This window comes from Brevibacillus sp. FSL K6-6036 (assembly GCF_037964015.1).
GTDB lineage: Bacteria > Bacillota > Bacilli > Brevibacillales > Brevibacillaceae > Brevibacillus > Brevibacillus borstelensis.
In genome coordinates, this window is record NZ_CP150173.1 from 2,953,000 (window position 1) to 2,966,655 (window position 13,656).

11 protein-coding genes are annotated in these 13,656 nt (G+C 52.3%); all 11 read right to left on the bottom strand.

Annotation, left to right across the window (positions count from 1 at the left end):
• Position 1: 1 nt before the first annotated feature.
• The 11 genes from truB to NST37_RS14840 all read right to left on the bottom strand — a co-directional run bounded on the left by truB (position 2) and on the right by NST37_RS14840 (position 13,648).
• The gene (gene truB, locus NST37_RS14790; RefSeq protein ID WP_339185541.1) at positions 2-928 is read right to left on the bottom strand and encodes a tRNA pseudouridine(55) synthase TruB; all 927 of its coding nucleotides are present in this window, start codon (positions 926-928) and stop codon (positions 2-4) included.
• A complete protein-coding gene (locus NST37_RS14795) occupies positions 921-1,916 on the bottom strand; it encodes a bifunctional oligoribonuclease/PAP phosphatase NrnA (protein WP_031932903.1) in 996 nt (331 codons plus the stop codon). Before NST37_RS14795 ends, truB begins: the two co-directional genes overlap by 8 nt.
• The gene (gene rbfA, locus NST37_RS14800; RefSeq protein WP_003385841.1) at positions 1,909-2,280 is read right to left on the bottom strand and encodes a 30S ribosome-binding factor RbfA; all 372 of its coding nucleotides are present in this window, start codon (positions 2,278-2,280) and stop codon (positions 1,909-1,911) included. The genes NST37_RS14795 and rbfA overlap by 8 nt, the downstream gene beginning before the upstream one ends.
• A 22-nt stretch (positions 2,281-2,302) precedes the next feature.
• A complete protein-coding gene (locus tag NST37_RS14805) occupies positions 2,303-2,584 on the bottom strand; it encodes a DUF503 domain-containing protein (protein WP_003385842.1) in 282 nt (93 codons plus the stop codon).
• Entirely contained in the window at positions 2,584-5,046 is a 2,463-nt protein-coding gene (gene infB / locus NST37_RS14810) for a translation initiation factor IF-2 (RefSeq protein ID WP_003385843.1), read from the bottom strand. Before infB ends, NST37_RS14805 begins: the two co-directional genes overlap by 1 nt.
• A gap of 18 nt (positions 5,047-5,064) precedes the next feature.
• Positions 5,065-5,364: a YlxQ family RNA-binding protein gene (locus NST37_RS14815; protein ID WP_003385844.1), complete on the bottom strand. Its 300-nt coding sequence runs from the start codon at positions 5,362-5,364 to the stop codon at positions 5,065-5,067.
• Complete coding sequence (locus NST37_RS14820; RefSeq protein WP_003385845.1) at positions 5,361-5,651, bottom strand: YlxR family protein; 291 nt, start codon at positions 5,649-5,651, stop codon at positions 5,361-5,363. Before NST37_RS14820 ends, NST37_RS14815 begins: the two co-directional genes overlap by 4 nt.
• A gap of 2 nt (positions 5,652-5,653) precedes the next feature.
• On the bottom strand, positions 5,654-6,745 hold the full coding sequence (gene nusA, locus NST37_RS14825) for a transcription termination factor NusA (protein WP_003385846.1): 1,092 nt from the start codon (positions 6,743-6,745) through the stop codon (positions 5,654-5,656).
• Positions 6,746-6,784: 39 nt separating this feature from the next.
• Positions 6,785-7,243, bottom strand: a complete 459-nt coding sequence (gene rimP / locus NST37_RS14830; protein WP_003385847.1) for a ribosome maturation factor RimP — start codon at positions 7,241-7,243, stop codon at positions 6,785-6,787.
• Positions 7,244-7,435: 192 nt separating this feature from the next.
• Positions 7,436-11,746 (bottom strand): PolC-type DNA polymerase III, encoded by a 4,311-nt coding sequence (locus NST37_RS14835; protein WP_031932904.1) that lies wholly within the window; start codon positions 11,744-11,746, stop codon positions 7,436-7,438.
• A 159-nt stretch (positions 11,747-11,905) separates the two neighbouring features.
• Positions 11,906-13,648 carry a proline--tRNA ligase gene (locus tag NST37_RS14840; protein WP_279041871.1) on the bottom strand — a complete coding sequence of 581 codons (1,743 nt, stop codon included), beginning with the start codon at positions 13,646-13,648 and terminating at the stop codon, positions 11,906-11,908.
• Between the last annotated feature and the right edge of the window lie 8 nt (positions 13,649-13,656).

The window sequence follows — 13,656 nt, forward strand, 5'->3', positions numbered from 1 at the left end:
GTTACACCTCAGGAGGAAAGACTTTTTCAGCCTTTGCAAAAAGGCCCTTGGGTCCAAGGCAGACGCGATGGATTCCCAGAAGCTGTTCTCCCGAAAAAAGACAGATCAGCGTACCTTCTTTAGCCGCAAGACCCGGGAGAGCGGTCGACAGTCCGTTCAGCACCGCTTTTTTTCGGTCGGGGGCGATTTCATACCGCGGTAGGAACGACAGCGCATGGGAGATCGGAATAACGTGCTTCGTTATATCCTCACCTGTCTGGACTGCTTCTTCCAGCCGCTCAAGCGGTATCGCTTCCTTTTCCAAAAACGGACCGCTTTTGACTCGCCGCAACTGCTTCATATGGGCAGGATACCCCAGAGCACGCCCAAGGTCAACACATAAAGTGCGGACATACGTTCCTTTTGAGCATGTGCAGGAAAAGGAAACGTCCACAAACTCGCCGTCCGTTTTTACCTGGTGAAAATCCAGCTCGTAAATGGTTACCTTCCTCGCGTTCCGTTCAATCACAATTCCTTCGCGTGCAAGGTCGTACAGACGTTTCCCGTTTACCTTTACAGCGGAGTACATCGGCGGGATCTGCTCGATTTCACCCAAAAACTGCCGGAACGCTTCCTCGATTTTCTGCTGTGTAACGTCATGCGGGTCGACCTGCTTGTGCTCGACTATTTCACCGCCAGCATCCTCGGTCGTTGTCGAGGAGCCGAGCTGCATGATGACGTCATAGCGTTTCGGCAGCTCCTGCAAATACTCCACCAGCCGCGTCGCATTACCGATACAAATCGGCAAGACACCGGTCACTTCCGGGTCCAGTGTACCCGTATGACCGACTTTCTTGGTTCCAAACATCCGGCGTACCCGTGCCACACAGTCATGGGAGGTCATGCCAGCCGGTTTATCGATCACCACGACACCGTGGACCTTACTCATTGTCCTTCACTCCCATGACTTCCCCCAGCAGGGCCAAGACTCGATCGCGAACCTCGTCCAATGATCCGTGAAGCGTACATCCCGCCGCTTTGGCGTGGCCTCCTCCACCGAGCTGCTTGGCTATCTCGGCTACATTGACGTAGCTGCGCGCCCGCAAGCTCACCTTGACCACATTCGGCTCCGCTTCCACGAAGGAAATGCCGACTTCGACACCCTCGATGTTGCGGCAGTAATTCACAAGGCCGCCTGCGTCTTCGCGGTCGGCATTCGCCTCGGCCAGATCCTGTCTGCTGACGCAAACAGAGGCAACCTGGTTCTGGAATGACAGCTTCAGACTGCCCAACGCTTGGCGCAAAATGTTCACATGCCCGAGTGTAATCACTTCGAGGCAACGCTCAGCGACCTCGCCCGGATTAACGCCATATTTGAGCAGACTGGCGGCACTCTCCATCACATGCGGCGTGGTGTTGGAATAGCGAAATCCCCCTGTATCGGTCAAGAGGCCGGTATAGAGGCATAGCGCCAAATCCGCTTGAAACGGCAAATGGCCGGCTACAGCCAGATCGTACAGGATTTCCGCAGTCGCAGCGGCATCGGTCCGGATCACATTGCATGTGCCGAATTCGTCGTTGGTCGGATGATGATCGATGTTTAACAGTTGCACATCCTGAGCAAAGAGATGCTCGACATTGCCCATGCGAGAGCGGTCCGCGCAATCGACAGCAATCACCGCCGAGAAAGACTCCTCCAGCGGTGACTGCGATACATTGCGAATCTGTTCAAATCCGGGCAAAAAGGAAAATCTGGCCGGTGTCTCGCCTTCGTTGATGACTACAAAGGTTTTGCCGAGATCACGCAGCATCTGGGCGACGGCCAACGCAGAGCCCGTGGCGTCCCCGTCCGGATTGACGTGGGAAAGAACCAGAAAACGGTCATGCTTCTTCATGAAGCTGACCGCTTCCTCCAAGGAACGGTTGTAATTACTCATCCTGTTTGTCCCCTTTTTCTCCATCCGTGGAGATTTCACGCAGGATGGTTTCAATTTTGCTGCCATAATCAATCGATTCATCCAATTTAAATACAAAATCCGGTATATGACGGAGCTTTACCCGTCTTCCGATCTCTGTGCGCAGGTAGCCCTTCGCTTTTTGCAACCCAGCCAGAGAGTCTCTCCGTTGTTCTTCGCTGCCAAAAATGCTGACGTATACTTTCGCAAGCTGCAGGTCGCTTGTCACCTCTACATCCGTAACGGTCACAAACCCGATGCGAGGGTCCTTCAAACCGCGCTGCAAAACGATGCTCAGCTCTTTTTTGATCTCTTCGCCAACCCGGCTCATCCGTGTCTTGTTCATATTTATCACCTCCGCTGGCTTCCTACTCGTAGTATTCCGTATCGGCTTGGATCAACTCCACACCGGGATGGTTTTCCACCAGCCGTATCATCGCTTGCATCTGATTTGCCAAAAAGGACATTTCATTGGCAACGGCAGCGATACCAATTTCGGCACGCTGCCACTGCTCCTGATAGGCCAGCTCTGCCGCGGAGACATGGAATCTGCTCCGCAGTTTTCCCAGAACGCTTTTGACAATGGCCCTTTTCTCTTTCAGATTTTGGCAGGCAGGCAGAAACAATTGAATCCGCGCACCCGCAATCATTATTGTTTTACTTCTTCCATGACGAAGGCTTCGATCACATCGCCAACCTTGATGTCATGGTAGCGCTCCAGCGTAAGTCCGCACTCGTAGCCTGCGGCAACTTCTTTGGCGTCATCCTTGAAGCGTTTCAGCGTATCCAGCTTTCCTTCGTAGATCACGACGCCTTCGCGGATCAGACGAGCACCGGCATCGCGGGTCAGCTTGCCCTCTGTAACATAGCAGCCTGCGATGTTGCCCACTTTGGACACTTTAAATACCTCGCGAATTTCTGCCTGGCCGATGATGGACTCTTTATAGACAGGGTCCAGCATGCCTTTCAGTGCTTGTTCAATTTCTTCAATCACGGTGTAAATAACCCGATGCAGTCGAATATCAATGCTCTCCTGCTCAGCCATGCTCCGCGCGTTTGGTTCCGGACGTACGTTGAAGCCGATCACAATCGCATTGGAGGCATTTGCCAGCGTAATATCGGATTCCGTAATCGCACCTACGCCTGTGTGAATGATTTTTACACGCGTTCCGTTGACATCGATTTTTTCCAGAGAGCCGCGAAGAGCCTCGACAGAACCTTGAACGTCAGCCTTGACGATCAGGTTGAGCTCCTTGATGTCGCCCTCTTGAATGTGCTGAAACAGATCGTCTAAAGATACGCGAGTGTTTGCGCGGCGCTCGGATTCACGCTGTTTGGAAGCACGGGCTTCCCCGATTGCACGCGCTTTTTTCTCATCTTCAAAGACCATGAACTGGTCCCCGGCTTGCGGCACGTCGTTCAGACCGGTAATTTCTACAGGCGTGCTCGGTCCAGCTTCCTTCATGCGGCGTCCTTTGTCATTTACCATGGCACGAACGCGTCCAAAGGCGGAACCGACGACAATCGGATCTCCGACTTTCAGGGTACCGTGTTGAACGAGGACAGTCGCTACAGGTCCGCGTCCCTTATCCAGCTCGGCTTCCACGACGGTACCGCGGGCCCGCTTGTTTGGATTGGCCTTCAGCTCTTGCACTTCGGAAACGAGCAGAATGTACTCGAGCAGCTCTTCGATACCTTGGCGCTGCTTAGCGGAAATTGGAGAAAAGATCGTATCTCCGCCCCATTCTTCTGCTACCAGCTCATACTCGGTCAGCTCTTGCTTGATTCGGTCGATATTGGCTTCCGGTTTGTCGACCTTGTTTACGGCGACGATAATCGGAACCTTTGCTGCCTTGGCATGACTGATCGCTTCAATGGTTTGCGGTTTTACGCCGTCGTCTGCAGCAACTACCAGAATGGTAATGTCCGTAATTTGCGCACCGCGCGCACGCATGGTCGTAAAGGCTGCATGGCCAGGCGTGTCGAGGAAGGTAATCTTCTTGCCTTTAATCTCGACCTGATATGCACCGATGTGCTGCGTGATGCCTCCTGCTTCGCCTGCCACTACGTTCGTGGAGCGGATGGCATCAAGCAGTGTCGTTTTTCCGTGGTCAACGTGACCCATGATCGTAACGACCGGCGGACGCTCCACCATATCTGCCGGATTGTCCACTTCTTCGATCGTTTCAAAGTTGGTTTCGTCGATGACGATTTTTTCTTCGACTTCCACATTGTATTCCGAACAGATCAATTCGATGGCATCGCGATCGAGATCCTGGTTAATCGTAGCCATGATGCCCAAATTAAACAACTTTTTGATGATTTCCGCCGGTTCCTTGCGAAGCTTCTTCGCCAGCTCTCCTACGGTCAAAGATTCAGTGAACGTAATTTTGCTAGGTGGCTCGAGAACAGGACGCTGTTGCTGCTGTTCGCGCTGGCCGCCATGCCTGCGGTTGTCCTGGCGTTTGTTTCCGCCTTTGAACGGCTGGCTCTTCTTGTTGTCTTCAAAGGTTTTCTTTGGTCCTGGGGCTTTTTTGATTTTTTCCCGTTTTTCCAAGCTTACCTTGTTCGGGATATTTACCTTTTCTTCAAAATCCTCGCCCGTGCGTACATCATCTTTTTCGTTCACCGTTGGCTCTTGCTGGTTGACTGGTTTGCGATCAAGCGGTTTCCCTGGTTGACTTCTCATATCGTTTGGTTTTCTCTCCTGATTCTTCCCCTGATTTTTTCCGTGCTGTGGACGTGATTGGTCTGGTCGTTGTCCACCTGGTCGGCTGCCAGTTTGATTTCCCGGACGGTCATTGCGGCGATGCTGCTGTTGCTGTTGATTCGACTGTCCGGTTCGTTGTGTTTGTCCTTTGGATTCATCCCGTTTCTTCTCTTCCGTCTTAGCGGGCTTTGCCTCCCGCTGTCCGGAAGAACGTTGCTGCTCTTGTTGTTTCCCGCTTCCCGAACGCAATTTGGCCAAATGCTCTTCAATCTTTTTGACCATCGGTTCGTCCATGATACTCATATGATTTGCAACTTCTATATTTAATCTCTTTAGCAAATTGAGGATTTCCTTGCTGCTCATGTTGTGCTGCTTCGCATATTCATACACGCGTGTCTTCATGAGATCACCCCTTCTGAATTAGGTGAGCAGACGCTGTATACTTTCCGCCAGTTTTCCGTCTGTTACGGCAATCGTTACACGCTCATCCTTGCCGATTGCACGGCCAAGCTCATAGCGGTCTGTTGCTGATACACACGGCACACCATAATGGGCGCACTTGTCCTGCACTTTTTTGGATGTATTGGCAGAGGCATCGGCAGCGAGAAGCACCAGTTTGGCTTTTCCGTTCCGAACGGCCTCGACGACCAATCCTTCTCCGGTAATGACCTTGCGGGCCCGCATCGCCAATCCCAACATTTGCGCTGCCTTGGGGATCATTGTCCCATCATCTCCAGCCATTTTTCACGAAACGCATCGTACTGTTCCTGGGTGACAGACATGTTGAGGGCTCGTTCCAACACTTTTTTCCATTTACCTGCTGCAAATGTATCCGGCTTCAGGCAGCTCTCCTGACGGCAAACATACGCCCCGCGTCCTGCCGCCTTGCCGGTCGGATCAATAATGATCTCTTCCTGCGGCGTACGTACGACACGTACCAGTTCTTTTTTTGGAAACATTTCCTGACAAACGATGCACTTTCGCAAAGGGATTTTCTTTTGCTTCATGGTTATACCCAATCCGCCCCCTCATCGCCTTCCTCCGCTTTCGGATAGACGATGCCTTCTTGGTCTGCCTGAGATTCGCTCTTGATGTCGATTTTCCAGCCAGTCAGTTTGGCGGCGAGACGAGCGTTTTGTCCGCGTTTTCCGATGGCAAGCGAAAGCTGATAATCAGGAACGATCACCCGTGTTACTTTTTCCGCCGCGTTCACTTCTACATGGAGCACCTTTGCCGGGCTCAGCGAGTTGGCCACGTATTCAGCCGGGTCCTCCGACCAGCGGACAATATCAATTTTTTCGCCCTTCAATTCGTTCACGATTGTCTGAACGCGAAGACCTTTCGGGCCTACGCAAGCGCCGACCGGATCGACGTCAGGATTGATGGAATGAACGGCAATTTTGGAACGGTCTCCCGCCTCGCGGGCAACCGACTTGATCTCAACCACACCGTCGTAGATTTCCGGCACTTCCAGCTCGAACAGACGCTTGAGCAGACCTGGATGTGTACGGGACACGACGATTTGCGGTCCTTTTGTGGTCTTTTCTACCTTGATAATGTATGCCTTTACCCGATCCTGGGATTTAAAATCGTCAGTCGGCATTTTTTCCGTAATCGGCATGACCGCTTCCGCTTTTCCCAGGTCAATGTAGTAGTTGCGTTGGTCCATACGCTGCACAACACCAGTCACGATGTCGTCTTCGCGTTCGATGAACTCGCTGTAAATCAAGCCGCGCTCTGCTTCGCGGATGCGTTGGGTAACCACCTGCTTCGCCGTTTGCGCAGCGATGCGTCCAAAATCCCGCGGGGTTACCTCGATTTCGACGATGTCATCCAGGCGGAAATTGGGGTCGATCTCCTGTGATGCCTCCAAGGAAATCTCCAAGCGCGGGTCAAGCACTTCCTCCACAACGGTTTTGCGCGCAAAAACCCGAACCTGCCCCGAGTGACGATTGACGTCGACACGTACGTTTTGGGCAGAATTAAAATTTCGTTTGTATCCCGAAATGAGAGCAGCTTCAATTGCCTCAATCAGTATATCTTTGGAGATTCCCTTTTCTCTCTCAATGGCTTCCAATGCCTCGATAAAATCGGCGTTCATGATTTTCGTTGCCTCCTCCTTTACCCACAGACCACAGTATTAAAAGACAATCGCCATTCGGGCTGTGTCAATTTGCTCCAGTGCAATGACTTGCGTTTTTTTCTGCTCTTTCACTGTCAGCTTACCATCTTCAAAGGAAATCAGCTCGCCTTCGAAAGTGCTTTCGCCTTCGATCGGCTCCTTTGTCGTGATATGTACGTGCCTGCCAACAGCTTTGCGAAAATCGCTTTCTTTTCGCAGAGGACGCTCTGCTCCCGGTGAAGATACTTCCAGGAAGTATGCGGTCGGGATCGGGTCCACTTCGTCCAGCCGCTGGCTTAGCCGCTCGCTGACAAGGCCGCAGTCATCGATGTCGATGCTTCCTGTTTCATTGTCGATGAACACGCGCAGAAACCAGTTGCTGCCTTCTTTTTTGTACTCGATGTCAACCAGTTCCAGACCCAGCTCGTCGAGAATGGGAGTTACCAGGTCGGTGACGATGTCTGTTACCTTGCTCAAGCAAGTACCTCCTTGTCAAATGAAGCATTAAGTTCAGCCAGAAAGAAAGAGTGGGTTTCCCCACTCTCGATCTGCGTTCGTAATAACCAGTATTTCCAAAAAAATTATAGCATAACAGCCCTTTGTTGACAACCGCGGCTATGAAACCTGTCCGAACCGGCTTGGGAAGGTCGCCAAACCCTCTCCTATTTTTTAGAACAGGGAGAGCTGATTGGATTCTGGCAATCCCTGAAGCGCTCCTTGTTCTTCCAAATATTCCAGAATGGTTTTGGAAATGCGGGAGCGGGTGAGCAGGTCCTCTTTGGACAGAAACTCCCCTTCCTCTCTGGCTTTTACGATCCCGATAGCGGCGTTCGTACCAAGCCCAGGCAAGGCATTGAAAGGCGCGATCAGCTTGTCGCCGTCAATGAGGAACTTGGTGGCATCCGAGCGGTACAAGTCCACATTGGCAAATTTGAAACCGCGTTCTACCATTTCGAGAGCCATCTCCAAAACAGTCAAGAGCGACTTTTCTTTCGGCTGTGCGTCATGCCCTTTGCCCTCGATCTCTTCGATCTTTTGGCGAATCGCCGAGGAACCTTTTACCATCAACGGAATGTCGAAGTCGTCAGCGCGTACCGTAAAGTACGTCGCGTAGAATTCAAGCGGGCGATGCACCTTGAAATAGGCGATGCGGACAGCCATCATGACGTAAGCGGTCGCATGCGCTTTCGGGAACATGTACTTGATCTTTTGACAAGATTGAATATACCATTCAGGCACATTGTTCTTGCGCATCTCTTCCTGATCTTCCTCGGGAACCCCTTTTCCTTTACGGACCGACTCCATGATTTTAAAGGCCCGGGATGGCTCAAGACCTTTGTAGATCAAATAAACCATGATATCGTCCCGGCAACCAATAACTTCCGGCAGTCTGCACGTTCCGCTGCGAATCAGGTCCTGGGCGTTGTTCAGCCAGACGTCGGTTCCGTGTGAAAGACCGGAAATCTGCACAAGCTCGGCGAAGGTCGTCGGCTTCGTATCCTCAAGCATCTGCCGGACAAACTTCGTACCGAACTCCGGAATACCGAGTGTCCCCATGTTCGTGCGAATCTGCTCCGGCGTTACATTCAACGCTTCTGTCGAGCTAAAAATCGACATCGTCGCTTTGTCATCCAGCGGAATGGTTTTTGGATCGATTCCGGTCAAGTCCTGAAGCATCCGAATAACGGTCGGGTCATCGTGTCCAAGAATGTCGAGCTTCAGCAGGTTGTCATGGATGGAGTGGAAGTCAAAATGCGTCGTTCTCCACTCGGACTCGTTGTCATCCGCCGGAAACTGAATCGGGCAAAAATCCTCGATCTCCATATAGGACGGTACGACGATAATCCCTCCCGGGTGCTGGCCGGTCGTCCGTTTTACCCCGGTACATCCGTTTACCAGTCGCGCAATCTCTGCATTTCTGAGAGTCATTCCTCGCTCGTCCGCATATTTGCGGACATAGCCGTACGCTGTTTTTTCCGCAACCGTGCCGATCGTACCGGCACGGTACACATAGTCCACACCGAACAGCTCTTGCGTGTATTTGTGCGCCCGCGGCTGGTATTCGCCAGAAAAGTTCAAGTCAATATCGGGGACCTTGTCCCCCTTAAAGCCAAGAAACGTTTCAAACGGGATGTCCTGTCCGTCTTTTGCCAGCTTATGCCCGCAGGAGGGACATTCCTTGTCAGGCAGGTCAAAACCGGAAGCGATCGAACCGTCCGTAATAAACTCGCTGTGCTTGCACTCCGGGCAACGGTAATGCGGAGGCAGCGGATTTACCTCGGTAATGTCGGACATGGTCGCAACAAAGGATGAACCGACCGATCCCCGTGATCCGACGAGATAGCCGTCAGAGAGCGATTTGGTCACGAGTCGCTGCGAGATAAGGTAAATGACCCCAAAACCGTGCTTGATAATGCTCGTCAGCTCTTTTTCCAGCCGACTCTCAACAATTTCAGGCAGCGGATCTCCGTACAGTCTCTTGGCCTTGTCATAGCACATCTGACGGAGCTCATCATCGGCCCCTTCGATGATCGGCGTGTACAGCGAATCCGGGATCGGCGAGACCTCTTCAATACTGTCGGCAATTTCATTCGGGGCGGTGATGACCACTTCGCGGGCGATATCTTCCCCGAGGAATTGAAAAGCCTCCAGCATCTCATCGGTCGTCATCAAATACAGCGGCGGCTGGTTGCCGGCATCGTGGGAGCCCTGCGAGAGCAAGAATACATCCCGGAAAATATCATCCTGCGGGTTGAGAAAATGAACGTCCCCGGTCGCCACCACCGGTTTTCCCAGCTCTTTCCCGATTTCCACGATCATCTTGTGATAGCCTTTCATCGTTTCCAGCGAGGGAATTTCCTCATTTCTGAGCAGCGGCGCGTAATGGGCGATGGGCTGCAGTTCCAGGTAATCGTAAAAAGCTGCCACTTCTTTCAACTCTTCCCTCGATTTCCCGCGCAGAATCGACTGCATCAGCTCGCCGTCTTTGCAAGCGGTCCCTATAAGCAAGCCTTCGCGGAATTTTACGAGCTGGCTCCGCTGGATGCGTGGCACCCGGTAGAAGGTTTCCACATGGGATTTGCTGACCAGCTTGTACAAGTTTTTCAGCCCGGCTTTGTTTTTGACCAAAATGGTTGCATGAAACGGTCTTCCGCTCTTGTAATCGACTTCGGCATTGCTCCGCTCGTTGAGGTCCATGAGGCTTTGAATCCCGGCTTCTCGCATATCTTTGAGCATATACTGGAACACGTGCGCCAATGCGACAGTATCGTCCAAAGCGCGGTGAGCGTTGATCAATTCAACGTTGAAGCGTTTTGCCAGCGTACCCAGGCGGTAGTTTCGCATCCCTTTATACATCATGCGGGCCAGCGGCAGAGTGTCCAAAAACGGATTGCTCCACGGCTCCATGCCGATCCGCTTTGCGCAGGCATTGATAAAGTTCTTGTCAAACTCCGCGTTGTGGGCGACGAGCACTGCATTGCCGGCAAACTCTTTAAAGCGGGGAAGGACAACTTCCAGGGTGTCTTTTCCGCGCAGCATCTCGTTGGTAATCCCTGTGATCTCTGTCGTTTTGGGCCCGATTTCCAACTGTGGATCAATCAGCTCTGTCCATTTGTCCACAATTTCCAGACCGCGCATTTTTACGGCGGCGATCTCGATAATCGTATGTTCGGCTGCGTTCAACCCGGTTGTCTCGGTATCAAATACGACATACTCCGTCTTTTCGTCGATCGGCAAATCACTCTCCGGCGTCAAATTGTAGATGATGTCGACACCGTCCTCTACGACATACGCCTCCATGCCGAGAATGCATTTGATGTTGTTCTTTTTGGCAATGCTGTATGCCTCCGGGAAGGACTGTACAACACCGTGATCCGTTACGGCAATCGCTTTGTGTCCCCACTTGGCAGCAGTTGAAATGAGAGATTTGACCGATGCGACGGCATCAAGCGCACTCATCGGCGTGTGGCAGTGCAGCTCCACCCTTTTCTCCGGCGAAGTATCTTTCCTGCTTACCTGCTCGATTTGATTGACGTCATTGGCCATCATGACCAATTCGCGCAGGAACGTATCGTGCTGGACGCTTCCGCGAACCTTCACCCACATGCCGTCCTTGAGCGCCTCCAGCATTTTGACGTCCTCTTTGTCGCGCGAGAAGATTTTGACGGTCAACGAGTCTGTGTAGTCTGTTACGTTGAACGTCAGGAGATGTCTGCCGCTACGCAGCTCCTTGACCTCAACATTGAACACCGTACCTTGGATCACGACACGGCGTTCCTCTTCCTGTATTTCGCAGATCGGAATCGGCGCATCCTTGATGTCATAGCCGATCATCAACGTAGTGATTGCTTCCGTCTGGTCGCTTCCCTTGCTGTCCTTCTCCTGCTGGACAGCACTCATGACCACTTCGACCAGCGCACGTTCTTCTTCTTCGCGCTGTTCCACAAAGGCCTTGTACGCCTCATCGCTTTCTTCTGCAATAAAGGCAAAACGGGGAACACAGCTTGTCGCTTTTTCAAACGACGACGCCAATTCACTATCGGCCCGTTTGCGTTTGGCCATCTCTACGGCCATCTCCGTCGGCAAGTAAATTTTGACTTCCTGCTGCTCTACCTGCTTGCGCGCCGTACGCAGAGTGACTGCCAACGAATTGAGGCTTTGCTCCAAATTTGCGAGCAGTACATCCCAATATTCCTGAACGGCAAATTCTACGGATGGCTGCTCGTGATAACGGAAACGGGCGTCCACCGAAGCCAGATGCGAGAACGTTTGCTTGAGCCGCTCGGAAAACGCCTTGAAAACATCAGCCGGAAGCAAGCGAGGAAGTGTAAAATGAAAGACCCATTCCTTGTTTTGACGATACAGCTCCAATTTGTCGATATGTGCATCAAGAAAAAATCGCTCCACCCAATCAGTTGGCAGGTCCATCTGCTTAACCAACAGTGAGAAGCGATGTTTTTGTTCTTGTAACCGATTCACGGTCTCTTCCACCTCAATCTCCCGATCTTACCCGAAAATGTCTCCCTTTTTCGCAAGGAGCGAACAAAAGAAATAAAAAAGGGATACTCCCCCATCACAAGGGGGCGTACCCCGACTAATTCGACAAAATCCGTGCAAGTTCCTGCTTGATTTTAGGACTTAAAACAGTTCCGCACCTGTACTGTCCACACGGGCGAGAAGCGATTTGACAAACGATACCAGTTCGGTTCGTTTCACTTCATGCGTTTCGCCTGTCCGGCGCACCCGCACCTCCACCAGCCCCTCTTCTGAGGCCTTGTCAGAAACAGTAATGCGAAGCGGCAGTCCGATCAAATCCGCATCTTTGAATTTGACGCCGGCTCGTTCCGGACGATCATCATACAGCACTTCAACACCGGCTGCCTCCAGTGCTTCGGTAATCTCCTCGCTGATCAGTCGCTGCGCTTCGACTTTGGCGTTTACCGGAATGACATGGACGTGGAACGGCGCGATCGACACAGGCCAAATGATCCCGTGTTCATCATTGTTTTGCTCGATCGCAGCTGCCAGTGTACGAGACACGCCGATGCCGTAGCAGCCCATGATCATCGGCTGGCTTCGGCCGTTTTCATCCAGATAGGTCGCGCCGATGGCTGTAGAGTATTTCGTGCCGAGCTTAAAGACGTGCCCCACTTCCACGCCGCGGGCAAACTTGATCAAGCCGCCGCCGCGGGGGCATTCATCTCCCTCCATAATGTTGCGCAGGTCAGCATAGCGGGAGACGGTAAAATCGCGGCCAGCCTGCACATGAACGAGATGGTAGTCCTTCTCGTTGGCACCAGCTACGCCGTCGGCAACATCCTGAACAAAGTTGTCGGCGATGATCTCCAGCTTCTCCTGGTCTACACCGACTGGCCCGACAAAGCCAACAGGTGTTCCAATCGCCGCCAAAATGTCCTGCTCTGAAGCCAAGCCGACATGGGTAGCATCATACAGATTTTTCAATTTCACCTCGTTGATCTCGTGATCCCCGCGTACCAGGACCATGACCAGCTTCTCATCCACTCGGTAAACGAGACTTTTGATAATCCGGCTGGCCTCAACATCGAGAGCTTGCGTCAACTGTTCAATTGTTTTTACATCAGGCGTGTGCACCTTCTCAACCGCCGGCGTATCTCCCTGCGGCTTCGCTGAAGGCTTGTACACCACTTCCGCTTTTTCCAGATTGGCTGCATAGTCGCCATTTTCCGAATAGGCGATCGTATCTTCACCGATATCGCAAAGCGCCATAAATTCATAGGTGCCTTTTCCGCCAATCGCTCCCGCGTCAGCTTCGACTGCACGGAAGTTCAGACCTACCCTCGTGAAAATGCGTGTGTAGGCATCGTACATCGCTTGGAAATTCTTATCCAGCCCTTCCTGCGTCGTGTCGAATGAATACGCATCCTTCATGATAAACTCCCGGCTGCGGATCAGACCAAAGCGAGGGCGGACCTCGTCGCGGAACTTCGTCTGAATCTGATACAGATTGATCGGCAGTTTTTTGTAGGAGTTGATCTCGTCTCTGACCAGGCTCGTAATCACTTCTTCGTGAGTGGGGCCGAGTGCAAAGGATCGATCATGACGGTCTTTCAAGCGTACCAGCTCCGGCCCGTACACATCCCAGCGGCCGGTTTGGTGCCACAGCTCTGCCGGCTGCATGGCTGGCATAAGCAATTCCTGTCCGCCTGCCCGGTTCATTTCTTCGCGAACGATTGCCTGAATTTTTTGCAGGGTCCTGAGCGCAAGCGGCAGATAGGTATAAATGCCTGAAGCTAACTGCCGCGCCATGCCTGCACGGAGCAGCAGTTTATGACTGGCAATTTCCGCATCCGACGGGACTTCCCGCAGAGTAGGAATCAACATCTGACTTTGCTTTAACACACACGTGT